Genomic DNA, 26,633 nt, shown 5'->3' with positions numbered 1-26,633 from the left:
GTTAATTCAGTGTAGCTAAGTCAATTTACCTAACTGAACAGTAGTATTTTGGGTGTTTCCTAGAGCGGAAAGGTTATAACAGTGGAGGTCGCTTGCTGGCAGCGTAGAAGTCATCGTGAGCTAGCAAACGATTAGAAGTGAAACGCTTGAAGCAGGAGTCTTGCCCCCATGAAAGGGATCGCGATCGCAGCACTTTTTTCGTCAGCGTTCCTCTTACCTCCGCCCCAGGTGAAGGCCATTGAGCTGAAAGCTTTACCGCAACTTGCAGTTTCTACCTCCATTGCTCAGGTTGCTTATCCTGCCACTCCTTTGGTGAATGCTCCACGCAACATTACAGTGTTGGGGCAAGGACAGGTAACGGCTCCAGCGGATATAGCTCGGCTGGAGATTCAAGTAATCACTCGTAATCCGTTTGGTGCAGATGCAGGAGCGCCAAATCAGTTGGCAGTGGGTAATCGACCGCTACAACCTGCGGTCCTACAACCGGTAGTCACAGCGTTACAAGCCATCGGTGTTCCAGCCGAGGCCGTCACAGTACAAGTAACTTCTAGCGAAAGCGCTGACGTAGTTGTTTTGCTCGAAAAGCCAACTCGTCCCCGGGTCCAAGAAGTGGTTTTAACCGTGAACAATGCAGCCCAGAAAACCAATCGTCTTGCCGTTCAAAGCATTGGGGCGGAGTATGCTGTCAAAAACTGTAAGCCTTTAGAAAATGCTTCCCGGCGAGCCGCTTTAAGCGATGCCCAAGAGCGTCTGCGAGCTTTAGCAACAGCGGTGCGAGTTCGGCTCGGAGCCGTTTTGCAGATTACAGAATTGCCGGTCCTAGGCTCGCCCTCTGCTTTTTCTAAATGCGGTTCTAAGGTGGGGGGGCCTGCCAATCCTCTCAGTCCTCCCAGTACAGGTGCACCTCCCTACGATCCTGCGGCCTCTACAGAGGTAAGGGTTTTAAGCCAGATCAGCATCACTTACACAATCGAGTGATTTTAGGCACTAGTCTTGGTAGATAGCTTCGCTCAAAATTTGCTCAAGCTGAGGTGAGCTAGAACTCAAGGATATTGAAGCTGTATAACGCTTTGTGTCAATAGATACATTCGTTTTGAACTTGGTTTTGGTTTGGGCAGTTTAAACTTATTACCCGCCCAGAGCGATCGCGAGGCCATAGTATGAATGCGGATGAATTACTGAAACGTTATGCAGCAGGGGAAAGAGACTTTAGTGGCCTCAATCTGATTGGGGTAAACCTGGAAAGAGCCAATCTGGCAGGTGCTAACTTTACAGGTGCCTCGTTTGCATCTGCCAACCTGAGTCGGGCTTCCTTGACAGGTGCAAACTTAGATGGGGCGTTTTTCTATTCAGCGGATTTAAGTTTCGCCAAACTGGGGTACACCCGATTAACGAATGCAGACTTAACCAAAGCCAATCTCAAAGGGGCGTTTCTCGTTAAAGCAGATTTAGCGGGCGCTAAAGTGAGCGGAGCTATCCTGACAGCAGTTAACTTACGAGCCGCGAACTTGCAAGAAGTGAACCTTTGTGGAGCCGATTTGCGAAATATCAATCTTCGCTCCGCTAATCTCACCAAGGCAAATCTTAACTGGGCTAACTTGACTGGGGCACGGCTGAGTGGCGCTGCTCTCAATGGTGCGTTACTTAATGGTGCCAAACTCAGTGCCGCCTTTTTGAATGGTGTGGATTTGAATGGGATTGACTTAGATGGCGTGAATCTAAGTGCTGCCAAGCTAGGCGGAGCCAATCTGAATGGAGCCACCCTCACAGCTGCAAACTTGAGCGCAACCCAATTACGAGTTGCGAGTTTGATCCGAGTGAACTTACATGCCGCTAATTTGAGCGAAGCCGATTTACGCCGAGCCAACTTAAGCGAAGCAACCCTGAGTAAAGCTGACTTAACCGCTGCTGATTTGACCGAAGCAGACTTAACTGGCGCAAACCTAAATGCAGCGAATCTCTGCGAAGCCAACTTGACCGCAGCTAGTTTTTACCGCGCTTACCTCTGGGGGGCTAAGCTGATGCAAGCAAACCTGTGGCAAACTAACCTGGCAGAAGCGAGCCTCCGAGGAGCAGATATCGCTGATACCAACCAAGACGAGGCAATCCTAGTGGGAGCCACCATGCCCGATGGCAGCTTGTACCGCTAATTCTTTGACTAAACTTTTCTGAATGGAGCGATCGCTTCCTGAGCTTCCTATACTTTCCGAGCCTACTGGAGAGGCGATCGCTGCTAGAAACTTTAGCGGCCTTGCGCCGTGAGACTAGCTTGGCTACAAATAGTAGACCAGCGGGTGACATTTGCTTCCGCCCCGATCAACCCTTGTAGCCGACTACGATACGCCAGCAGTTCAGCTCGTTTTAATGAATTGGCAGGCAACAAAGGGGTTAAATTATCGATCACCGCCACTGCACATTGCCAATCTTGCCCTGCGGTTGCTTGTTGTAACGTTTGACCCAAGGCATCTGCACGCTTTTGCCGCGCCACGTTAGCAGCCCTAATTAACTCGTTGCGTCGTACAAACCCTCTAACATTACGTAGAGCTTTCGTGGCATAAGGATCGCCAGGACGAATCCTGAGCGCAGCTTGAAAACTCGATTGGGCAGTTTGGTAGTCTCGCTGTTTATTCGCAGCGTACCCTAGTCGCATGTAACGACGATAACTGGCAGCCTTAGCCCTTTGTTCTTTAGCTCTTTGTTGCTGTTGCGCCTGTTGAGCGGCGGCTGTGGGGGCAGCACTAGCAGGCGTGAGTTCAAAAACTGAACCCGTTAGAGTGAGAGGAATGCAGGCAAGGGCAGCTAGAAATCGTTTCATAAATTGTCTCGCGCTTGGGTGAGCGATCGCATCCAACTATAGCAGGCACAACCGTTCTGGAGCGCAAATTTGGAGCGTAACGGTTGATCACAAGCTACTTAAGTCGCGATCCGCTATGACGTTACCAAACGATGACGTAATTAAACTCAAAAAGTTCCGGAAACTCAAATTTTCTGCTGTAGGATTTTGCCTGAGTTAAGGCATAACTGCCCAAGCGTAAGTGAGCACACTCAGCAAACTCACGCCCATAATCATCTCTCTTTGCTGATACCACAAATGGCGCATATTTGCGAGCGTGAAGTCGAGCGCCGCCCGCCGTTCTTGCCCCAACTCGCTCATCAGCTCGGCCACTCTAGCATCTACTTCGGGCAGTGATACTTCTCCCCGTTGGTAAGCCGCTTGTAGCTCGTTTAACTTGCGCCAATATTCTTGAGTGGCTGCTAGTAAATTAGGCATGATAAAGGCACTCTCATTAAAATATTTAACTTTTGTAAACATGTTAACGAGGGTGCCTATGGGGTGAGTTCTGTAAATGGGAAGAACCGCGATCGCACGTTAGAGAGAGCTTGTCACTCTTCCTCAAGATGAAACTTCAACCTTCAGCGGCGATCGGAATGTTAAGGATCTGCACTAAGAAAGCCCAGCGATCGCTTACTTCCTCAATTACTTTGGCAGTAGGTTTGCCTGCACCATGCCCTGCTTTAGTCTCGATCCGAATCAAAACGGGAGCGGCCCCTTGGTGGGCAGCTTGAAGCGCTGCGGCAAACTTAAAGCTATGGGCAGGCACCACGCGATCGTCATGGTCCGCCGTGGTGATCAGAGTGGCAGGATAAGCAGTCTCTGGCTTCAGGTTATGCAGCGGTGAGTAGCCGTAAAGCGCCTTAAACTCTTCTGGCTCTTCCGGAGAACCATAGTCCGAAGTCCAAGCCCAGCCAATGGTGAACTTGTGGAAGCGCAACATATCCATCACACCAACTGCGGGCAATGCTGCGGCAAATAAATCTGGGCGTTGAGTCATGCAAGCGCCGACCAACAAGCCACCATTACTGCCACCGCCGATCGCTAACTTGTTAGGAGCGGTGTATTGGTTAGCAATCAGCCACTCGGCTGCGGCAATAAAGTCATCAAACACATTTTGCTTGTTGAGCTTTGTCCCTGCCTGATGCCATTCCTCCCCGTACTCACCCCCGCCGCGCAGATTTGGCATGGCATACACACCACCCAGTTCCATCCACACCAAGTTGCTAACTGAGAAGCTAGGTGTCAGCGACACGTTAAAGCCACCATAGCCATAGAGGTAAGTGGGATTGTTGCCGTCTAGCTGCAAGCCTTTTTTATGAGTAATAAACATGGGCACTTGAGTCCCATCTTTACTGGCGTAAAAAACCTGTTTGGTTTCATAATCGTCAGGGTTGAAAGCGACAGTTGGCTGCCGGAAAACGCTGCTTTCCCCATTCACCATGTCGTAGCGATAGATGGTCGGCGGAGTGGTAAAACTCGTGAAGCTATAGAACGTTTCGGTGTCCTCTCGTCGTCCGCCAAAGCCCCCGGCTGAGCCAATTCCAGGAAGTAGTACCTCTCGAACAAAGGCACCCTTTAAGTCAAAGATTTTGATTTGGCTGCGAGCGTCTTTGAGGTAGGAAGCTACAAACTGATCATTGAGTAGACCCACACCTTCTAAGGTTTCAACCGCTTGGGGAATCAGTTCCCGCCAATTTTCTCGGTCTGGAGCCTGAATATCGATTGCGATTACGCGACCCCGTGGTGCTTCTAAATCAGTCTGAAACCAAAAGGTTGAACCGTCATTATCAATAAAGCTATAGCTAGCTTCAAACTCAGAAATCAGTTCGACCACGGCGGCATTAGGGTTCGACAAATCCTTATAGAACACTAGATTCTTGGGATCGGTGCCGCGCCAAACTGAGATGATTAAATAACGGCCATCTTCGGTGACACCGCCATTAAAGCCCCATTCTGGTTGATCAGATCGTTGATAAACCAGCACGTCTTCAGCTTGAGGCGTGCCTAAACGATGGTAGTAGAGCTTCTGAAAATAGTTGATTGCTTCTAGCTTAGAAGCTTCATTGGGTTCGTCGTAGCGGCTGTAGAAAAACCCTTGGTTGTCATGAGTCCAAGCCGCCCCAGAGAATTTAATCCACTCCAGGCGATCGCTCAAGTCTTGCCCCGTTTCAATATCTCGAACTTGCCATGCCTGCCAATCTGACCCAGATGTGGAGAGACCATAAGCCATGAGCCTAGCGTCTTCACTAATCACCAGCCCAGAAAGAGCCACTGTGCCGTCTTCGGATAGCTTGTTGGGGTCCAGCAAAACTCTAGGTTCAGCATCAAGCGAGTTCAGCGTATAGAGGACGCTCTGGTTTTGCAGCCCATCATTCTTAAAGTAGAAATAGCGCTCCGGGACGCCATACTTTTGGGCATCACCACCCCGAAAGGGAAGGCCATATTTTTCATAGTCCCAGAGCTGGGTTAAGCGTTGCTGTAGGCGATCGCGAACCGCAATCTGATTGAGGAACTGAAAAGTGACTTGGTTTTGCGCTTCTACCCACGCCTGAGTTTCGTCCGAATCCGGGTCTTCTAACCAGCGATAGGGATCGGGGACTTCAACACCGTGATAGGTGTCAACTTGAGCTGTCTGAGGGCTAGGAGGATAAACGAAGGGTTCGTTGAAGTGGGGCATGGTGGCAAGTCAGAGAAGAATAGGGGCAAAAAATATTTTCCGTGAGACTGAAAAGGAGGGAACCCGTCAAAAGCGTGATTCCCTCCTTGAAATAGCGCGATCGCTCCTAAGCCTTAGTAAGTGAGCTAGAACTTATGCATGGCTCCCACTACCTGCAATCAAAACTTCACCTTTTAGCATGCGTTGAGCGGCATCTAGTAAAGCTTCTTCTAGGTAAGGTTTGGTGAAGTAACCCTTGGCACCGAGCTGGACAGCCATCTGTCTATGGCGATCGGCACCCCGCGAGGTCAGCATCGCGATCGGGATGTGGTTGAGGGTGGAATCCTTCTGAATCCGAGATAGCAACTCTAGGCCGTCCATTCTAGGCATTTCAATGTCACAGAACACCATATCGCAGGGCAGACCAGAGCGCAGTTTTTCCCAAGCTTCTTGACCATCACGCGCTTGTTCAACTCGGTAGCCCACTTTGTTGAACGTCATGGACAACAGCTCACGCACTGTAATCGAGTCATCCACAATCAGAACCGTCGGGTCTGTTTTGGCAACGGCTTCCGCTACAGGAGGTTCAGCGTTTTGATCCCACAGCGTGGTGCTAGCTTCTCGGCGAATCCGACCCATAGACAGGTCGATTAGCTCTAAAACGTCCGCGATCGGCATAATCCGCCCATCCCCTAGAACTGTCGCACCAGCAACCCCGATTGGTTTAGGTACAGGGCCTTCAAGTTGCTTAATTACAATTTCTTGCTCGCCCAAGACCTGATCGACCTGCAAAGCAATGAAGTTGCCAGCACTACGAAGCACCACAATGGAGACGATGTCATCTTCTTGGTTACCGCCGTAGACGCTACCACGACCGAGATAACGGTTGTACTTGAGGATGTCAGATAACGGTCGGAAGGGCAGCAGCAAATCGCGCCAGAGAATACAAGGCTGGCCATCAGGATTAGCTTGAATCCGCTCCTTGGGCACATCTAGCATGTCTTCTACCCCATCCATCGGGAAGGCAATGCGAGCCCGATTACTGATGCAGCAGAGAGCTTTGGAAATGCTCAGGGTAAGGGGAAGGCGAATAGTAAACGTCGTTCCCTTCGCGACGGCAGAGTCAGTAGTGATGGCACCACGAATCTCACCTAAGCTAGTGCGGACGACGTCCATGCCGACTCCACGGCCTGCATAATCTGTAACTTGATCCTTGGTCGTGAAACCGGGATGGAAGAGCAAGTCATAAACGTCCAAGCGCGAAAGAGTCCTGGCTTCTGCGGGCGTAACCAGACGTTTCTCGATCGCCTTTGTTTTCACTCGGTCTGGATCAACTCCTGCCCCATCATCCGAGACAGAAATCACCGTTTGGTTCCCCTGGTGGAAGGCCCGGATCGTAATACGACCAATAGGAGGCTTGCCTGCCGCTTGCCGTACATCTGGCGTTTCAATCCCGTGGGCGATCGCGTTGTTGACCAAGTGGGTCATGGGATCATAAAGCTGCTCCAAAATCATCTTGTCGATTAAGGTCTCTCGACCTTCGACATGCAGCTCAGCCTGCTTGCCACACTTGAGGGCAATATCTCGCACTGCCCGCGGCAAGCGATCGGCAATTTGGGCGAAGGGGACCATTCGGGAGCGGGTCAGACCTTCTTGCAGTTGAGTTGTCACCTGCCGGAACATCCGGGTGACCTGATCGGTTTCATCCACGATGAATTCGATGTCAGAAGCAGACTCTCGAACTCGGACAATCAACTCGATCATCTCTTGAGACAAGGTATGGAACCCAGTAAAGCGGTCCATCTCTAGGGCATCGAAGCTAGCTCCTGTGGAGTGGCTGTTCTGAGCATCACCATTGGTACCATGTACCGGGGCATGATGACTTTGGCGGCTGGCTAAGAGTGAGCTTTCCAGCAGCGATCGCTCGTACAGGTCACGCATCCGCTGCCCAACATCGCTGAGTTGCTGCACTTGATAAAGCAAATTATCTAGGAACTGCCGCAACCGTTCTTGGTCTTGCTCCAAGCTATTCCGATTGACCACTAGTTCCCCAACCAAGTTGCTGAGGTTATCTAAGTGCTTAACCGGAACCCGCATCGTTTGCTCCGCAAAACCTGCTCCACCTCGACGCCCTGGCCGACGGTTAGCCTGAGGAGCAGCACCGCGGCTCGTTTTAACGGTTGGAGGACCACCCAAGGTTTTGTCAGCATCCTCTAGAAGCTTCTCTAAATCATCGAATTCACCGTCAAAAGCTCCAGCACCACTGGCAGTAGCACTAAACGCAGACGCTCCTAGCCCATTAACAGAACCAAAAGATTCTTCGTCCAGCAACGCTTCCAATCCTGAAAAGTCCGCGTCGTCTTTGCCTATCTCTGAGATGGAGGGTGGCGCAGCAAAATCATCCTCACTCAGTAAAGCTTCGAGGTCATCAAAGTTATCGAGAGAATCAGCGGGCGCTGTATTGCGCTCAAAGTTACCGTCAAAGCCATCTTCCTCACTAGCGATCGCTAGGAAGTCATCTAAGTCAGAGCCACCAACATCGGCAGTATCGACGCTAGCTTGAGCTTGACCCAAATCTAACCCATCGGAAAAATCATCCGTTGAATCTAGAGCAAATAAATCAAAGTCATTGAGATCTGCTGCTTCGGAATCTTCTAGGCCAAAGCTGATATCCGTCACGTCCGCAGCTTCTGGAACTGCATCTGTTCCTAAATCAAACAGATCGAGATCAACCTCATCAAGGTCAAAGCTTGATTCTGTGGTCAGGTTTGGTGCTGATTCAGTGCTAGTAGTGACATCGTCTTCCAAGCCGAGTTCTGCATCAACCTCTGTAAAGGCATCTCCAAGCTCAGTCGTTTCCGCAACAGGTAAGCCAGAGAGGTCTAGCGCATCAAAGCCGAATTCATCAGTTGATTCAGTGGTGGGGGAGTCAGCAAAAAGATCGACCGCTTCCTCCTCTGCTGTATCGACACTTTCTGTTTGGAAGAAGTCCCCAAACTCATCGCTATTGTCAGAAGCTAGGTCAGGGGCTACCTCAGAAGTGATAGCTGCATCAGCATCATCTGCATCAAAGCCCTCAAGCCAACCTTCGGAATCTATGCTCTTAGGAATGCTGGCTTCGCTGGGGCTATCTGACTCTTCTTCGTCAAACAAACTTGCTTCACTGAGGTTATCGGAGGTTTCTTCGCCATCAAATAAGCCTCCTAACGCTAATTCGTCGCCAAAATCTAGTTCGCTCTCAGCACCTAGAGATGGTTCTACAGGCGCTAGAGACTCGGTTAGATCAAGCTCAGAATCATCCAGTAAGCTATCGAATCCTAACTCGCTTTCGTCCAGGCTAGTTTCAGGAGTGTCTAAGTCAAAGGCGAAATCAGCCTCTGAAGATTCATCGAGCTCAACATTGGATAAAACATCAAGTTGAGTGTGATTGCTTTCAGAATCTAGGTTAAGAGCTAGTTCGTCGTCAAAATTCAACTCATCAGAAGTGTCTGCCACTGACTCAAAACTAAAGTCTTCAGTCGGTTCTGGGGCTTCAGTCGGTAAGCTATCTAAGGAGAAATCATCAAAGCTACCCAAGTCGAGAGCGATCGCCTCTACCCCTGCCTCAGGCTCCGAAGGCTCATCAAACAAGTCTCCTAGATCTGCTGCTGGAGTGAGTTCGTCACCAAAATCCAACTCATCCGAAGTGTCAGCCGCTGGCTCAAAACTAAAGTCTTCAGTTGCTTCGGGCACTGACGCAAAACTAAAGTCTTCAGTTGCTTCTGGGGCTTCAGTCGGCAAGCTATCTAACGAGAAATCATCAAAGCTACCCAAGTCGAGAGCGATCGCCTCTACCTCTACCTCAGGCTCCGAAGGCTCATCGAACAAGTCTCCTAGATCTGCTGCTGGAGTAAGTTCATCACCAAAATTCAACTCATCCGAAGTGTCAGCCGCTGACTCAAAACTAAAGTCTTCAAAGGCAGATGTTTCCTCAGTAGGCAAGCTATCTAGTAGCAATTCATCTGATGGATCATTCAGCCCCCCAAAGTCTGAGTTGGCATCTCTCGCCTCTAGAGACTCACTCATGAAGTCTTCTAAATCATCTAAATCAGCATTGAATTCTACTGTTTCCGGCGATAAGTCCTCATCAAAAAGAGAGGTTTCTACGACTGTGGTTTCAGGGATTTCATTCAAGCTTTCGATGGACTCTGACATCCAAGATTCATCAGCCTTATCAGCTCCTATGAGGTCAAAGTCGAGCTCGTCTGCGCTGGTGTTTAATTCGTCTGCATCAGTGGTGAGATCAGCAAAATTAGCTTCTACCGAAAAGTCAGCTAGTGGATCGTCAGCGGAGCCACCTAAGTCAGCCGTTTCTTCTAGGTTTAGCGCTGCCAAATCGGTTTCGCCTGTTACGGCTTCAGGCCACAGGTCTGTAGCTTCAGAGCTGGCTAACTCAAAATCAAATTCTTCAGGAGTGACACCGAATTCGCTGGATTCGGTGAGGAGATCGTCTAGCTCGGCATCATCTGCAAAAGATTCTGCCAACCTAAGATCATCAACGCTTTCGGTAGCTGCAATTGGTGTAACGAGTGATAGCTCCTCTAGATCAACCCCAGATGACAAATCGTCTCCCCAGAGGTCGTTAGTTTCATCACTGCTCAGGTCAAAGCCCAGATCGTCACTGCGATCGCTCAGCTCAGACTCAGCCAATAAGTCTGCAAACTCGGCATCATCAGTAGGTTCTTCTAGGAGTAACGATTCGTCAAGCTCAGTGTTGAGATCAGCGTCTGCTACCACCTCATTGAGGTCTGTCTGATCGAAAGCTTCTGGACTCCACAGGTCTAGGGATTCATCTGCACCAAGATCTAGGGTTAGCTCGTCGCTTGTATTGCGATCGCTAACCTCAGTCAGCGACCAGTCAGATGAGGCGGCACTGTCAGTCAGTTCTTCTAGCAGAAGCTCTTCATCAGCATCTGGAGCGAGAGTGAATGCCGCTTCAGAATTCTCAGTTTCTAGATCAAAATCAAAACTCTCTAACTGCTCAGCGATCGCAAAGGGATCTTCTCCGTCAGCTCTCGTTGCTTCAGGAGTCGTTAATAGATCCTCACCCAAATCTAAAGCGTCTAAGTTCCAACTCGCTTCAGGCTCAGAATCGCTACTTGTTAGCCCTTGTTCCTCCCAAGGATCGGCGATCGCAGCCACAGGCTCCTCGGAAGCTAGGTCTAGTACTGGTGCATCCGCATCAACATCAGGTTCATCTCCCTCGTTAGAGGAAGTGGCGAACAAATCATCTAAATCAGCTTCTGCTGACGTTTCCAAGGAAAAATCTAGGCTTTCTGGCTCAGCCGCTAAGTCTGCCTCTGCCAGTGATAGATCGGGTGGAGTGTCATCTACCTCGCTCATGGGAGCGTCTAACCAAGAAGTCCCAGGCTCGGCTGAGTCGGTTGTCTCCTCTGACCAGAGGTCATCTGACACATTGTCTTGATCATCGCTGGCTACGAACAGGTTAACTGCATCTAGAGAGGAAGGTTCCTCAGAGACACCAAACAAATCAGTCAGATCTGCCTCATCTTCAGCTAGAATCCCTGGTTCTAAATCGCTAGGAGATTCCTCACCAAATAGTCCAATAGATTCTGAATCCTCTAAAGCGGCCTCTAGCTCTGCATCAGGCTCAAAGGTTGGCTCAGCGCTGAGGAAGTCAGGTTCGCTATCACCCAGTCCCTCAAGAGAGGTTTCTGGGGCAGGCTCATTGAAGAAATCAGTGAAATCATCTGAAATAGTCGCGTTAGTCAGCTCCTCAGAAGAAGTTTCTAGAGAGAGTAGCTCGCTTTCATCAGACTCAGCAAATAAGTCAGGGAACTCTCTCAACTCGTCAGAAGGAACCTCAACGACAATCTCATCAGCAACAACTTCAAATTCGGATAATTCAAAGCTTGACTCCGATAGTTCAAAGGCTAAGTTGTCTGCTGAGGTATCTATAGAGTCCTCTACTGCTTCTACACCGAGACTATTGAAAGCAGCATCGTCTGATTCAAGATCTCCGAAAAAGTCTAGATCAGGTTGCTCTTCAGCTTGGTCTTCAAAGGCGATCGCTGCTGAAGATTCCAGTGAGGTATCAGTGAAGTCTTCTAAGCCTTGGAAATCTAAAGATTCATCATTGAGCAAGTCATCACTGCCAAACAAGCTAGCGAGGTCATCTGATCCCCTGGCTTTAGAACTGGAATTCCCAGAACTCTCTGCATCAAAGAGTAAATCTGAGAAATCATCTGAATTGACATCACTCTCTAGAGAACCATCTGCTGACTCAGCAGTCTCTCTGATAATTTCTTCTTCTTGCCAAGTTACGCCTAAATCAAGAACTTCCCCTTCAAACAGATCGGCCAAGCTGTTTAGCTCCGCCATTCCTACCTCAGGGCCATTGCGATCGCCTGTAGCTTGCTCAGCCGCAACCAAGTCTGCATTGAGGTCGGAGGATAAATCTAAACCGAGGTCTGCGTCGCTAGTGACTGCGTCTGGTTCTAGGGCAGGGCTACTAAACCAATCCTCAAGCCCATCTGACGGACTATCTTCAGTCAGGTCTACAGCAAAAATGTCATCAGAAGTAGGCTCTTCTGCCGTTTCAAATAAATCGAACGCTTCAGTCAGAGATTCTTCCGGCTCATTAGTGAGTTCAAAGAGATCCCCAGCCAGAAGGTCATCAAATGTAGGTTCCGTTGCAGCTTCGGCGGCGGAAACAGGCACTAGAACGGTCAGAGCGTCCCCAGCTAAAATTGTTGCTGCCTGGTTAGTTAGAACCAACTCCTGTGCTTTTTTGATTTCTTTGATGACAATAGGAGCTAGCGTTCGGTAGGCATTATCAGGGCAGGCGATCGCTTGACGAGACACCTCAAGCAAGTTGCACCAATTTGGCAAATCGAATGGTTCACCTAGTTGTCCTAAGCTACGGCAAAGGTCTTGCAGTTGTTTTCGATTCTCTGAGCTTTCCGACTGCTTGAACAACTGCAACATCTCGCGTAAGCGGGTTGGCACATCGCTTTGAAAAAGCAATAGCAACGCACTTTCTTCTTGATGCAGAGGAGCTGCTGCAACTGGGATTGGGGTGGTTTCAACCACAACAGGGATAAAGCTAGACCCTTCTTCGACTGGAATTACACCACCCGCTTGAGTGATCAGTCCTTCCAAGTGATTGGTGAGCTCGGTAAAGATCGGCTCAATGCCTGACATGATACCGTTAGCAATATCTTCAGTCAGACCAAAAGGTCCTTGAAGTTGCTCTAGGAGTTCGTGCAGAGTATCGAACACCCTAAGAAACAAAGATTCTAATTTTTGATCAACTTTGATGGGGCACTCTTTTAAGAGTTTGAAGCAATCCTCTAGACGGTGCGAAACCTGCTGAATGCTATTGATTCCTAGCATGGCTGCTCCGCCTTTGACAGAGTGAGCCGCTCGGAAGACTTCATTCACCATTTCCGAGTCTTCGATGGTGCTTTGCAGATTCAGCAAACCTTGCTCAATGGTGTTGAGGTGGTCTTTGGCCTCCTCAATGAAGTAACCCATGATCCGCTGCTGTTGTTCTGACTGCATAGCAGTGCCCCGTTCCTTTGGAAAACGTTATTTCTTCTAAATGCTTGCTATCGAAGCGTAGCCTGAGGTCAAGAAGCACCCAAAACTATAACGTTTGGGTTGTGTTTGACGGAATTTGAAGGCAGGGAGCCGCTCTAGGGCTATGCCATCAGCATCAATTAGCTTGTTTCCTGCGCTCAGATGGGCTTCTACCTAAGATTGTTTTAATGTACCCGATCCTTTTAAAATCGACATCAAAACAAATTAACTTCGAGTTATTCCGCGACATCCAAGCGTTAAAAGTTGCCTTTACTGTCGCTCCCCAGCCTCTACACGGAACCGTTCTACGGAAGTCAAGAGGTCGCGCGCAACTCCTACTAAGTTTTGTAGAGAACCCGAAACTCTTTGAGCTTCCTGAGAGGTTTCTTGTGCGGTTAGTTCAACCGACTGCATTACCTGAGCCACCGCTCTCGAAGTTTCCGTTTGTTCTACCGTATCGGCAGTAATGGAACGGACAAGGGCATCAATGCGGTTAGACACTTGAATGATGTCTTCGAGCGATCGCTTCGCTTGTTCTGCTAGGCGAGTTCCCTCAATTACCTGTTGAGTTCCTTCTTCCATTGCTGTCATTACGGAGCCTGTCTCGCTCTGAATTTGCAGCACGATCTGCTCAATTTCCTTCGAAGCTTTCGCTGCCCGGTCAGCCAACTGTCGGACTTCATCAGCCACAATGGCAAAACCACGTCCAGCTTCACCCGCCCTCGCTGCCTCAATACTAGCGTTAAGTGCCAGGAGGTTGGTACGAGAAGCAATTTGGGAAATCAACGCCACAATTTTTGAAATTTCTTGTGACGACTCGGCCAGCCGCTTCACCTTTCGGGTGGTTTCTGCCACTGTTTCGCGGATCTTGAGAATACCGGAAACCGTGCTTTCTACTGCCTCACCTCCTTTGAGCGCTGTCGCAGAGGCTGAACGAGCCACCTCTTCTGCTTGGCGGGCACTTTCAGCTACCCGTTGAATGGAATCGGTCATGACCTGGACAGAATTGAGGGTGACCGCTAGCTCTTCTGCTTGCCGCAAAGCGTCAGACGATAAGCTGCGAGCGAACATTTCACTGTCGGAAGCGCCTTTGTTCACTTGTCGGGCTGCCAACTTCACCTGCTGTACAATCTCGCGCAGGTTTTGAATCGTTAAGTTAAACGAATCGGCAACTGCTCCCAGTACGTCAGCGGTGACTTCTGCCTGAACTGTCAAGTCACCCCGCGCCGCCCCTTCCACGTCATCTAGGAGGCGAATTACTTGGCGTTGTAGGTCTTCTTTGGCTTGCTCTTGCTCTTCTGCCTTCCGTTGCGCCTCACTTGTAGTCGTGAGGATCACCCGTGCCATTTGGTTAAAGCCAGCAGCTAATTGGCCAAACTCATCTTCTGAATAGACCGAAGCCCGAGCATCTAAATTCCCTTGAGAGACCGCTTGAAATTGAGCTTGCAAGTTATCAGTTGCTCGCTGAATTTGATTGGCGGTTTTGCGACCCATAAAGTAAGCCACACCACCGCTAGTGACCCCAGCCACAACAGCCATGATTAGACCCGTTTGCCTCAAGCTAGCGATGACTTCAGGCCGCTTTTGCTCTACGGCACCCCGCGCTGCCACCCAACTAACCGTTGCCACTGCTAAAGCTGAAATCACTCCCACTGCACCCGCTGTGATTAAGTGCTTGGTTTTAAGCGAGGCATTGTCTAAGAACGACAACATTCCCTGCTCGGAGGTGACGGTAGGCTCTACATTGAGGCTGTCACTTTGGGTGAAGATGGGGACTTGCTCAGAGTTGCCAGCAATCCCAAATACTTCATCGTCTCGAATAATGGAGCGATCGCCGCTATCGCTGAAATCAACTTCTCCCATATTGGAAAAGCTCAGTCCTGCGCCTGCCTCTGGGGCAGCGCTCTCGTGGCCGCGACGGCTATTTAATCCAGAGACTGTACCACCCATGCCTCCAAAAGCAGCTGAGCCAACCGAAGGACTAGTGAAACCCGCAGAACTTTCAGAGATATCAAAGTCGGGTAGGTTGCCTAGATCATCAAATTCATCGAACTCATCTAGAAAGTCGATGCTGCTCTGGCGTCCACCTGCTTCACTAGAGGAGCCTCCGGTCACAGGGGATTCTGGATCTGAGAAGGCGTCGTCAAAGGTGCTAACGTTGTTGTCTTGGGCGTCAAAGCCGTTCCAGTTGGAAGATGAGACGAAAGTTTGCTCATCTTGCTCGTAGTTGCTGGAGTTATAGCCAGTTGAATCTAGGTCTGTGTAGCCAAAATTACCAGCATTAAAGTCATCTAGCTCCTCATCAGCCATGAAGAGAGTTTCGTCTTCTCTTAAGGGAGGATTAGAGCTGTATGAACTATTGGCAGAAATGTTGCCGCCAGGGAAAGAGTCTAAAGCCGATGGGCGATCGCTAGGGAGGCTTTCCTCCTCAGCCGCATACAACTGAGCGTCTGGACTCAGATCATCTTCTGGAAAATCTAGGGGTTGAAAGACATCGTCAAACTGATCGAGCGATGCATCAAACTCACTCTGCCCCAAGCTAGAGTCGTGGCCAAAGGGCGAAAACTCCTGGGAAGTCCCAGATTGAGACTGTGGATGAGTCCCTGGATCTTGAGCATCTAGATATTCGTCAAAGGCAAATGGATCGGCAGTATTGTCTAAAGGCTCAGAACTTGCATAAGAACTATTAGCAAATGGATTGGAGAAAGGCGTTGCTGTCGCAGGCGTGTCAACAGGCTCATCAAAAGCCATTGGCATTTCTGTCAAACCCAAGCCAGAGTCAAAATCGTCGAAGCTTTCTAACTCAGCATTGTTAAAGTCAAAGGCGGGTTCTTCCTGGGCATGCCAGCTTTCTGCGGCTCCATAGTTAGAGCCACCTGCAAAACTATCTAGCTCTTGAACATTAGGAGAGCCATCATCCAAATTAGCTGCTGAAGCGGCTCCTGCATCCGCATCAGATTCGTTAGTGTAAGCCAATCCACTATTCGCGTAGTCAATAAATTCAGGATCAGAGGTCAAGCCCAGCACCCGTTGATATTGCTCGCGCGCCACATCATACTGCTGGAGTCCGTAGCAGTAAATATGACCCTTTAGAAGATGGACACTGGGGTCATCAGGAAAGTCTTGAGCCAGGCGATCGACAATCGCCGCTGCCTCTTCATAACTGCCCTGATAATATGCCTTCTGGGCTTGTTGATAGTCTTGCGCGTACTCAGTGCTGGATGCCATTTGCCTCCTCCTGCCATTGCACGTATCCCATTTGCTCGAAGCTCACCCTACTTGTGTGGATTGGTTTGCAGCGGGTGATTGAACCACCTTGCTCAACCCTAAATCTAACTAATTCATGAGCTGACTCATGCTGCCCACCGCGCTGATCGAAGAATTGCAATTTGATCGAGTAGTCGGAGCAACTTGTCGTCTTTATTGTCCGTCATCCATTCGCCCCGCAAAAACGGAGCCATACTATCCGGAACATTAGCTGGCATCTGTACCTCATCAATGTCTAGCCAATCCATGCCCACAATTCGATCAACTGCTAACCCTAACATGGTGTCTTGATCTTCGACTGCAATGACAGGAATCTCTGGTCTATCTGTATTGAGAGGATTAGCATCGCCTAGAAATTGGCCTAAATCAGCCACCCAAATAACGCGCCCACGTACATTCAGCGTACCCAAAAGCAAAGGGGAAACGTTCGGGATGGGAGTGATCCGATCCGGCGAAGGTGAAATAACTTCCCGAATTCCTGTAGCAGGTAGAGCAAACTCGTTGCCTGAAGATACATAGAATCTTAGGTGCAACTCACCTTCAGGACTTTCTAATTCCTGAAATTCTGGAGCTTGGTCTTGGCCTCTACCTGTTAAAAAATCTGGGTTCCCAACCATTCACGCCTACCTATCCTCGTAGCAGCTGTTTGACTGTTCCAACTAACTCTGTGGGTTGAAAGGGCTTAGCAATATAAGCATCTGCACCTTGTTTCATGCCCCAGTAGCGATCGAACTCCTCACCTTTGGAAGAGCACATCACTACAGGCACATTTTGGGTTTTGGGATCTGCTTTTAAACGACGACAAACCTCATACCCGTTCATGCGAGGCATCACAATATCCAAGACCACTAAATCAGGGCAATGTGCTTGGATGCGCTCTAATGCCTCAACCCCATCGCTAGCTACAGTAACAGTTAGGCCACTTCCTTTGAGAAGGTCTGTGATCATCTCCCGTTGCGTGACACTATCTTCCACAACTAGAACTGTACTCATAACCACCCTACCTGCTAACTGCAAAGGTTAACGGGAAAGATCGACCGCGTACACTCTTAAACTTAATCTTTAGATTTGTGTTAGTCACCTTAATCCTTGATTTTTAGAATAATCACTAATTAATCACTAAAATACCCTCAATGCTTAACTAAAAGGCGCTGAGGAAGCAGAAGCTGGATCGCCAAGGTCAATTTCTAACTCATCTTCTAGCGCATCAGCAAGCAGCCTGTCTGGTTTGGGGCGATCGGGGTCGCCTGAGCCAGCATACTTTTCCACTAGCATGAGTAACTCGTTTTCACCGAATGGTTTGGTCAGGTAGTCAGTCGCCCCGACCATACGAGCCTTGACCCGATCAATAAATCCGTCTTTCCCAGTCAACATCACAATAGGAGTTTGCCGGAAAGCCGTTGATTTGCGTAGCATGGCACAAATTTCGTAACCATCCAACTCCGGCATAGCAATATCACAAAGAATTAGATCTGGCTTGAGTTGAAATACTAAGCTCAGTGCTTTAAGAGGATTCCCAATGGATGTAACTTCATAACCATGTTGGCTTAACATGTACTCCACCGTTTTACGAATGCTTGCCCCATCGTCGATACAAACCACTCTGGGAGTTCGAGCCATCTGTAGGGAAAATGGCTGCTTGCTAGCAATAGTTTCTTTTGAGGTGGGATATAGCAGTTGTACTAGCCCCTGCTGCACGTAGGGGTAAATAGCTCTGGCAACGGTGAGAATATCCCGGTTGAGATAACGGGCCATCTGTCGGACTGAGGTTTTGCCATCTGCCCAGCGATGCAGGCTGTTGAAGGCGTTTTCCGGTAAAGCCTCTTGTAGCTGCTTGGCATCAGCAATGATCGGACATTGATCAGGTGATTGAATGTGAGGGTGAAACTGTTTCCACTCTTGGACTTGCTTCATGATCTTGGCCACCAGCGGATTAATCTCCAGAGTGGTGAGTTGGGGAGACAAAGCGGAGCCAATTTCGAAAATAAATGAACCTTGATGGAGACTCAGCAAGTCGAAAAGTGTTTCATGCACCATGCTCTGAATGATGCTACGTCCCTGAGCAGGTGTTAAAATATGATTTTCTAGCAGTGCCCACAAGTAGCCATACTCAGGGGCGTTGATCGCAGCGACCGAGGGGACGGTGACGTTATCGAGTGCGGCTTCTACTTTGTAGCGGCGGAGATAGTCACGCAGGCGAAGTAAACTGTCATCCCCTTCTGCGGCATAGACAATTTGGCCATTGAGAAAAAAGACAAACCAAGACTGGGTGGATAGCGATCGCCCGAAACGATCATTGCTGAGCAGGCTTGGCAGAGAACCATAGGCTTCAACACAAAGCTCACCCGTTCTTTGACCTAGCTCAATCAGTTGTAGAATGCTGCGGATGTCTATCTCGTTTAACTTGCCTTGCATGATGCAGCTATGATGCTCTCCAAAGAACAGCTTCGACGCTTGTCAAGTGGAACCCTGACTCAATATAGTTTCAAACTTCTTGCTTACCGCAGGTGTTCCTACACAAAATAATAACGATCAGTAAGAAATTAAACTCGTGTTAAAACTTTTACCAACCTCCTACGAGTTTTCTTTTATGGCAGCCCGTTACTGATAGAACTAAACATTGAGCGATTTTCCTCGTTCGTAACATTAAAGATTTGCTTATCAATAAACCAAAAGAAGTTTTTTGGTGGTACTTGGAAATGCCATAGAAGTTACTGCTTCGACATCACTACTAAAAATGATGCTAAATTGTGGTGATGGGATGAGTCCACTGAAGTATATATTTCAGTTTAGTTTAAGACTTCAGCAGGTCTACTGGCATCTTCAATTCTTGGCCTGAAGCCAGAATCGGAACTGTGGATTCTAAATTTGTTGCTTTTACGACAAAAATTTGATTATTCAGATCCAATAGCTTTTTCTCACCGTAACGTGGGTTGTAGGGGTTAGTATGATGGCGCTAGGCTTTTACTTCGAGTGAATAGCTCTACTGCTTCATCTTTAATGGAGCTTTATATAGCGCTACTCACTGTAAGAGTCCTTAGTAAAGTCAATGTACATTGACTTCAGGTGGCAGCAAGTTGAGAGGCAAAACAGTCTAAGGATACGATGACGCTAAGACCGCTGCGTTTTCGGGTTGCAAAAGTGGTTAAGGATACGCCCCTCCCCAGAGACTGCTTGCAGCGAGCAACAGGTAAAAACCAATAAACTAGAGACGGTAGGAGCAGTAGACTCATCATGAACCTCTCATATTTATGTAGGTGGATTCAGTAGCGTTCCCAGCAAGAACCCCAGTGTTAAAGAATATTGCTCAACCAATGTTCTCTTCTTAAACTGGGTTTAGCAGGGCGAATGAAACTGCTGGCAGAAGGCTTATCTGACACAAGGAACTGGGCATCGACACGGAAGAGGACGATTGGCGTGCTGTATCTAGCAGAAGTACAAAAAAAGACCGGATTCATTGGTAGTGGTAAGGCAGAGCTAAAGTTGCTGGCTTGTCAGCGCTCTGAGCAGAGTTGGGCTGCTGTCCCTGGGGAAGAAGTTATTCCTTCAGATGAGGCGAATAGCTTTAACGCAGGAGCCTTGGTACTAGCTGACTTGACTGCGAATAAGCAGGTGCAGCGGCTACAGGAAGCCTCCCGCCAGCTAGTGACTATTCTGCAAAATTTCTCTCGACTGCAAGAAAAGTTTAAGACCCAGGAAGAAGAAATTGAGCAGTGGAAGCAGTCTCTGACTTATCAAAGCCAAGAGCTTAATCGCCGTGAAATGGAAATGGAAGCGCGGCGGGAGCAGCTTCAGCAAATAGAAGAAGATTTTGAGCAGCTAGAGCAGCAGCGCCAAGAAATTGAGCGATCGCGAGAAGAAGCCAACCGACTTCGGGAAGAATTAGAGCGCCGCAACCAGGAACTGGAAGGAGCTTGGGCTCACCTACATGGTGAAATGCGACGCTTAGAGGAACGCCAATCCGAGATTCAGCAATCGGCGGTTCTAGATGATGAACAAGCCGGTAAAATTCAGGAGCTATTGAACCGCTTGTCTGGTTCAGTGGCTCCGACTGAATCGGCTCGCGAGCAACTGAATTTGGCCGTTGAAATCATCAATGGCCAGCAAAACATTCTGACCGAGCATTGGCAGCGACTAGAGCAACAACGGGCCAGCGCTCAGCAGCTACAACAAGAAGTCGATCGCCAAGCCCAAGATCTACAAACTCGCTGGAGCGAGTGGCAACAAGCCCAGACTTCTTTGGAGCAGGCCAAAGCTGAGTTGAAAGCACAGCAAAACGCTCTAAACCTCAAGCAAGATTATGCCCAGACGCTAGGTCTGCAACTGCAAAACCAGGAAGAGCTGCATCAGCAACTGTATCGGCTATCGGAAACTTCTGACAAAGTTAAGATTAGCCCTAAAGTTGACGTTGAAGCACTAGAAACGATGCCACTGGGCGAGCTTCAAGGAGTCCTTCAAGATCTCCAGCGTGACTGGGAAAAAATCCTCCGTTTCGTTAATGACCAGGAAGAAGAGTTAGGTTTTCAGCAGCAGACGATTGAAGAGGTGCAAGCGCAGATTCAGCAGGCCAGCGAGTATGACCGTCTCCGGCTAGAGACCGAGCTAGCAGATGAGCAAGACCGCTATCAAATGCTGAACGAAACCTTGGTGGGACAACGACGCAACCTCAAGGAACGGGAAGAAATTCTGGCGCAACACCAAGCTGTTTTACTGCGACGAGAAGGCAAATCAGAAGCGGTGAAACAGGAGAGTGAAATTGACCTAGCACCTGCCTTAATTCAGATCGAAAACATTAAGCAGCAGCAAGCGGAAGAACTGCAAAAGCTAGAAAACCAGATTGAACAAATGCGGGGGGCGATTCAACAAGCCCAGAGCATGGTGGATAGTCAATCCAATGAGCAGACCCAGAAACAGAACGAGCTGAAGCAGCTAGAGCAAAACCTGCAAACTCAGCGAGCTAACTTGGCGGAACTGTCGGGCAAGGTCAGCCTCTACCAAGAGATGATGCAACCTGTACAAGACCATGTGGATGGAGTAAGGCAAAAGCTGGAAGCGATCGCGGGTGTCCTCAATCAAGTCCAAGAAGCCAGTGATTACCAACTGCAAGCGATCGCTGACATGCGACAACTGCTAGTCGGCTTGATGAATACGCCAGAGTTGGCAGCTCCTTAGTCAGCCCAGTTTAGATGAGTGGGGGTGAATGAAGTAGGGCTAGAGCTGTTTTAACCAAATCCATTCACCTTCTACTACCGCGATCGCCCCTCCCGGAAACGGATCAGTTTGCGATCGGTTGGGGGCTGAAATTAAGCTAGCTAATTTCTCAATCTGCTCAAAATTGATTTCGCTGGTCAGGGCTGTTTGGAGAAACTGCCGTACCACCCGCCTTTGCAAAGCTAGAGGAGCAGGTTGTAATACCAAGCGATTCAAACCAGGTTGGGCAGGATGCTGAGCTTGCTGGTGTAGCTCTGTGGCGGCTTGTTCCAAATATTCCACATCTGCCTGGAGTAGCTCGGTGGCTTGGGCTAAAGCTTTTTCTACTTGCGGATTAAAGTGCTGCTGTAAGTAAGGCAGTAATTCTTGCCGAATCCGATTGCGGGCATATTTCAAGTCTTGATTGGTCGAGTCTTCCCAAACGGGTAAGTTAAACACTTGGCAGAATTGAGCAGTTTCTGGCCTCGTCAAATTTAGTAGAGGCCGCACCAGCATAATTTCTGGGCTTAAGGCTCGTTGCCAGGTTAGGGCTTGCAACCCATCGGCTCCACTGCCCCGCATCAAGTTGTAGAGCAACGTCTCAGCGCGATCGCTGGCGGTGTGACCTGTGACTAAATAATGGTAATCATGCGCTTGAGCAAGTTCGGTGAGTGCTTGGTAGCGCCAGGTTCTAGCGGCTGCTTCGCTGGGCAAAGCTTGAGTGGCAGTGCGTTGATAAAACTCAACTTGCCAACTTTGCGCCAACTGTTGCACATGAGTAGCATTCGCCTCTGAGTCGGTTCGCCAGCGGTGGTCACAATGGGCGATCGCGACCTGCCAATTCCACTTAGGCTGCAAGTCTAAAAGTAATTTTGCTAGGCAGAGCGAATCTTGCCCGCCAGAGACGGCAATTAATAAACGCCGTTGTCGGGGTAGTAACTGCCGCGATCGCAGAGTTTGATGAACTTTGGCATGTAGAGGTGTCCAAGTAGAAGGAGCACTCATAGACCCTAGTACGGCTAAATCATGTCAAAAAATAAGCAGCCAGCTCTTCAACTGAGAACTGACTGCAACTGCAAAATAACTTGCGGTTTAGAAGAACCAGCCGTAGCTGTGGAGTCCTTTACCCAGCAGGTTAACTCCTAGATAGCAGATCCAGACGACCACAAAACCGCTAGCTGCCAAAATTGCTGGACGCCGACCTTGCCAACCTTTAGTGATCCGCGCATGGAGATAAGCTGCGAAAACTAGCCAGGTAATTAAGGCCCAGGTTTCTTTCGGGTCCCAGCTCCAGTAGGAACCCCAAGCTTCGTTAGCCCAAACTGCACCCGCGATAATGCCGATGGTGAGCAGAGGGAAGCCCAAACCAATAATCCGATAGCTGATGTTGTCTAAGGTTGAGGCCAAGCTCAGGCGCTGAGGCGAAAGGAGTTCGCTAGTAGCTGTTTCAGCACCAACCGCATTCAGGACTGCGGTGCCGCCGCTACCGTTGCTGTCAGCAGCATAAGCTAACGCGGGTTCAGTGCTCACCTCTGAGTTTACAGCTTCTCCCGCCCGACGTAAGCGATAGGCTCCTTCGCGGAAGCCACCTGTGCCGACCGAACTGCCGTGTAACTCGATTTTTTGGCCTCTTGTCGCAATCAAAAAGGCGATCGCCAGCAGTGCTCCCACCATCAAAGTGGCGTAGCTGAGCATCATGACACTGACATGCATCATCAGCCAGTTAGACTTGAGAGCGGGTACTAAGGGTGCCGAAGCCTGCATTTCGTCTGGTAGGGTCAAGGCGGCAAAAGCAGTAATCCCCATCGTCACCGGAGCTGTGATAGTTCCCACCCAGCGGCTACGGCTCATGTTCTCCGCGATCAGGTGGATGGTGGTCAAACCCCAAACTAGGAAAAACAAAGATTCATAGAGATTACTGATGGGAAAATAACCTGCTTCTAGCCACCGAGCCGCTAGAAGGGCTGCTGTGCAGAGGTTAGCGATCGCCATCCCAGTAGTGCCTAATGCTGGCAAGAGCGGAATCTTGGGAAACGCTGCCCCGATCCAGTAGATCAGCATGGTGACAAATAAAACGGCAAACGAGACATTGTCTAACTTGCCTTGAAGTTCAACCAAATCCATCGACGCTCTCCCAACAGTTTTGCAGACTGGATGCTAATAAGGCTGATCCTATCCTATCGACTCCTGGGCCTTGCCGGTAGCCTACCTATCAAGTGGCTCCTAAGGAGATGGACTGGGAGAAGTTTCTGGAGAAGGCGTAGGCGATGCGGTGGGACTAGGAGTTTCGTTAGTACTGGTGGAGGGGCTGGGTAATGGGCCTGGCTTGTTACCTTGACGCAAACGCACAAACACATCGTAGCGAGTGGTGCGCTCGTCACTAATTGCTCCTGTCACTCCGATCGCCTGAATCGCTTTTGCCCAAACCTGACTGCTAGGAGCCAGCCGAATCAAAGCTAGGTTGCTACTAAGAGTGCGATCGACATCAATAAAGAAGTGTCCGTTATTTGGTTTTAGCTCTGCGGGTACAGTGGACTGGAACAATTCACTGGTGGCTAGAGGTGTTGCGGGCTTGGGGATAATGCTGTTCGCAACAGGTGCACCCACCGTCAGAAAGGCAACATTACTATCTAACCAGCCATGACTGGCGATCGCGCCTCCTAAAGCAGGCGACCACGTAATTGTGGATTGATTGCCAACTTTGACTTCATTGACCTTGAAGTTGTACCGCTTGGCCATCACCTCATCCAGTTGCTTGAATGCTTTGTCGGCAGCTCGGCGATCGCTCGCTTGCACCATAAACATCAAGCCAGCGGGTAAATCTGTCGGCGCTTTCTGTGGATTGGAAATTAAAGCCAGGGAAAACTCTCCATCCATCCACTTCAGCAAATCTTTGTCCAGGTCCAAACCTGTCTGCGTTTGCAGCCCTTCTCGTAACACTTGGGGATTGGTCAGGTTAGGCGAGGTTGCGGTGTTGGCTCCCTGAATGTACTGCTCCCAAAGCTGCTTGAGATTGCCACCCGAAGCCATGACCAAAGTTTCCGCAGGCAAGCGGTTAGTCATATTCTTGGCCGCATTCGCAACCGTATACTTTTTCTTGCTGTCTGGCTTCAACCAAGCAACGCTCTGAACCTGAATGCCCTGTGGCTGCAAACTAAAGGCAGCAGTCAAGCCTTGAATTTGCTGGCTGAGGCTTTCTGGTGCAACCGGAACGGCTGAACTGGTGGAGGCTACCGCTGCTGCTGCTGGCACATTTACATATAGGTTGGCAAAGGCTTGATTCGTACCAATCTTATTGAAGGCGGCGGTATATCCAGGAGCGTTGAGGAGAGAAGCACCACCTTTATAAGTGTCGATCGCTTGATCGGTGATCTTGGGATCGGTCGTAACCACCAAGAAGCGCCCATCTAGAACAGTAGCGGAGTAATTTTGGGTCGGTGCTCCCTGGGTTTCTCGGATCTGAAATCCTTTGTAGTCCCGCTGCGTCCACTGAGTCCCTGCTCCAGTTTTGGGCTGAGAGAGGGCTTGCTGCGCTTGTCCCGGATTGGTGATGGGTAGAACCAATACTACCGATTGCTGGCCTCCCGGAGTGGGAGCAGGCAGGGTGGGGGAGGGGCTAGCGGGTGTGGCTGTTTGAGAAGGTAGGAAGGCGAAAGTTGCTTGTCTACCAACCCAGGGTTGAATATCTTTTTGGTAGTTGTAGCCGTTGGCAGTCAGCAGGCGATCGCGCCACTGAGCTAAGTTTTGGTCTACTAAGGCTTGGGTTTCTGGGGTGCCAAATTGTCTGAGGGTTTGCCACTGATTTGAATCAGTCGAGACCGAAACTGCCATGAGCGCGGTTTGTGGAATGATGTTGGCTCCCATGGGTAGCTCGCCTGACCCAGTGTTTCTCTGAGTAATAAACCAGTAGGTCGCCGCTCCCCCTGCAATCAGTAAGCCCGCTGCTCCTAGCGTGAGTGGTAGAGCAACCTTATTTTTCTTCTCGATCATGACCCCAAGCTCTCTTAGCCAGACAGAATACGCAACGCCGTTGTCACTCTAGCAAAGTATTATCGGCCTGTGGCCTGCTATATCCGGACAGCTACTCAAGAGAAATTGAGTAGTCATTGCCTAGCTTTTCCCAGATCTCTAAAACGGAAAGACTCAATCTATTTACCTGAGTCAGCGCATATTGCGGAAAAATCCAGCGTCTATTCAATTTGGGGTGTTATGCAGAGAGCTTCTATCTAATTACTCCTGCAAGCATGTTTTGGAGGAATCTTAAGTCTAATAATAGTTAGCCCTCTCGCTGAATTACTTGCTGCTTTGTCAACATAGATTTTCTTCTGACTACTTTTCTGTTAGTAGAATAAAGTAGGAGCAGCCCTAGGAAACTAAGTGCAGAGCAATGGGAGAAAATTTTTTTCCAATCATTTTTTATAGCTTTTATATTTTTGAGGGCAACTATATAGAGTTCAAGAGAACAATTGAGGATTACTTAGAAACTGCTAATAGGGATGAGTTTTTGAGTGATAACGAAAACCATGTCAGCTTGCACATAAGTGGTGGTCGTGAAATCGGTCGCCGTATTCATAACTATGCTGCTGCATGGCTATCGCTTATAGACCATACCCGTATAGTTCATGGAAAGCTGAAAGACCATACATCGGCTGATGTTCGGGATTTTGCAAATGCATATGAGGCCAGATTAGCTGAATACTTAAAGGATACTTTTGAAAATGTATTTGTGAAAGATTTACGTAGGTATGTACAGCATAAAAAAGTTCCAGTGCCAACTTTGTACTTCAAAATGCACCGAATAAAAAACTTATCTTCAGAATCAAGACCTCCCTTATTCAAAGGAGGATACTCATTTGAATTCAACTCCAAAGATATCGAAGATTTTAACTGGAGTCGACAACCCAGAGAATACATAAAAAGCAATAAGTCAGTGCCCATTGCTAAAATCATCGACAAGCACTTTAGTATCATGAAAGATTTTTATCTGTGGATTCAGTTTCGAGATCATCAGTTATATCCCTATGCTTCAAGCGAGGTGAAAGAAATCACGTTTGAAGAGTGGAAACAGAAGACGTTGGGAGACGAGGTATAACAATTTGGGTA

15 protein-coding genes are annotated in these 26,633 nt (G+C 49.0%); 4 read left to right on the top strand and 11 right to left on the bottom strand.

Annotation, left to right across the window (positions count from 1 at the left end):
- The first annotated feature begins 168 nt into the window (after nt 1–168).
- Nucleotides 169–978 carry an SIMPL domain-containing protein gene (locus tag H6F90_RS06815; protein ID WP_190551373.1) on the top strand — a complete coding sequence of 270 codons (810 nt, stop codon included), beginning with the start codon at nt 169–171 and terminating at the stop codon, nt 976–978.
- Nucleotides 979–1,160: 182 nt separating this feature from the next.
- Nucleotides 1,161–2,150, top strand: a complete 990-nt coding sequence (locus H6F90_RS06810; RefSeq protein WP_190551370.1) for a pentapeptide repeat-containing protein — start codon at nt 1,161–1,163, stop codon at nt 2,148–2,150.
- Between the two features lie 92 nt (nt 2,151–2,242).
- Here the strand turns inward: H6F90_RS06810 and H6F90_RS06805 are convergent, their stop codons facing one another.
- The 8 genes from H6F90_RS06805 to H6F90_RS06770 form a co-directional block, all read right to left on the bottom strand.
- Nucleotides 2,243–2,815 (bottom strand): hypothetical protein, encoded by a 573-nt coding sequence (locus H6F90_RS06805; RefSeq protein WP_190551368.1) that lies wholly within the window; start codon nt 2,813–2,815, stop codon nt 2,243–2,245.
- A gap of 195 nt (nt 2,816–3,010) precedes the next feature.
- Nucleotides 3,011–3,271: a hypothetical protein gene (locus H6F90_RS06800; protein WP_242024372.1), complete on the bottom strand. Its 261-nt coding sequence runs from the start codon at nt 3,269–3,271 to the stop codon at nt 3,011–3,013.
- 136 nt (nt 3,272–3,407) lie between these two features.
- On the bottom strand, nt 3,408–5,513 hold the full coding sequence (locus tag H6F90_RS06795; RefSeq protein WP_190551365.1) for a prolyl oligopeptidase family protein: 2,106 nt from the start codon (nt 5,511–5,513) through the stop codon (nt 3,408–3,410).
- Nucleotides 5,514–5,645: 132 nt separating this feature from the next.
- On the bottom strand, nt 5,646–13,055 hold the full coding sequence (locus H6F90_RS06790) for a response regulator (RefSeq protein WP_190551363.1): 7,410 nt from the start codon (nt 13,053–13,055) through the stop codon (nt 5,646–5,648).
- A gap of 288 nt (nt 13,056–13,343) precedes the next feature.
- Nucleotides 13,344–16,301 (bottom strand): methyl-accepting chemotaxis protein, encoded by a 2,958-nt coding sequence (locus H6F90_RS06785; RefSeq protein ID WP_190551361.1) that lies wholly within the window; start codon nt 16,299–16,301, stop codon nt 13,344–13,346.
- Nucleotides 16,302–16,426: 125 nt separating this feature from the next.
- On the bottom strand, nt 16,427–16,957 hold the full coding sequence (locus H6F90_RS06780) for a chemotaxis protein CheW (RefSeq protein ID WP_190433052.1): 531 nt from the start codon (nt 16,955–16,957) through the stop codon (nt 16,427–16,429).
- Nucleotides 16,958–16,967: 10 nt separating this feature from the next.
- Nucleotides 16,968–17,333, bottom strand: coding sequence for a response regulator transcription factor (locus tag H6F90_RS06775; RefSeq protein WP_190433054.1), 366 nt, complete (start codon nt 17,331–17,333; stop codon nt 16,968–16,970).
- A gap of 144 nt (nt 17,334–17,477) precedes the next feature.
- Complete coding sequence (locus H6F90_RS06770; protein ID WP_190551359.1) at nt 17,478–18,755, bottom strand: response regulator; 1,278 nt, start codon at nt 18,753–18,755, stop codon at nt 17,478–17,480.
- Between the two features lie 933 nt (nt 18,756–19,688).
- On the opposite strand from H6F90_RS06770, the gene hmpF reads away from it, so the two are divergent.
- Nucleotides 19,689–21,512, top strand: coding sequence for a pilus motility taxis protein HmpF (gene hmpF / locus H6F90_RS06765; protein WP_242024371.1), 1,824 nt, complete (start codon nt 19,689–19,691; stop codon nt 21,510–21,512).
- Between the two features lie 39 nt (nt 21,513–21,551).
- On the opposite strand, the gene tilS is transcribed toward hmpF, so the two are convergent.
- The 3 genes from tilS to H6F90_RS06750 all read right to left on the bottom strand — a co-directional run bounded on the left by tilS (nt 21,552) and on the right by H6F90_RS06750 (nt 25,520).
- Nucleotides 21,552–22,535 (bottom strand): tRNA lysidine(34) synthetase TilS, encoded by a 984-nt coding sequence (tilS, locus tag H6F90_RS06760; RefSeq protein ID WP_190551357.1) that lies wholly within the window; start codon nt 22,533–22,535, stop codon nt 21,552–21,554.
- 87 nt (nt 22,536–22,622) lie between these two features.
- Entirely contained in the window at nt 22,623–23,654 is a 1,032-nt protein-coding gene (gene ccsB / locus H6F90_RS06755; RefSeq protein WP_190551354.1) for a c-type cytochrome biogenesis protein CcsB, read from the bottom strand.
- Between the two features lie 99 nt (nt 23,655–23,753).
- Entirely contained in the window at nt 23,754–25,520 is a 1,767-nt protein-coding gene (locus tag H6F90_RS06750; RefSeq protein WP_190551351.1) for a DUF3352 domain-containing protein, read from the bottom strand.
- Between the two features lie 397 nt (nt 25,521–25,917).
- Here H6F90_RS06750 and H6F90_RS06745 point away from each other — a divergent pair, with 397 nt between their 5' ends.
- Nucleotides 25,918–26,622 (top strand): hypothetical protein, encoded by a 705-nt coding sequence (locus H6F90_RS06745; protein ID WP_190551348.1) that lies wholly within the window; start codon nt 25,918–25,920, stop codon nt 26,620–26,622.
- Nucleotides 26,623–26,633: the final 11 nt, after the last annotated feature.

The organism is Trichocoleus sp. FACHB-591, from assembly GCF_014695845.1.
Classification (GTDB): Bacteria; Cyanobacteriota; Cyanobacteriia; order FACHB-46; family FACHB-46; genus Trichocoleus.
The sequence above is the reverse complement of the archived record's forward strand: the minus strand, read 5'-3'. Positions and strand labels throughout refer to the sequence as shown.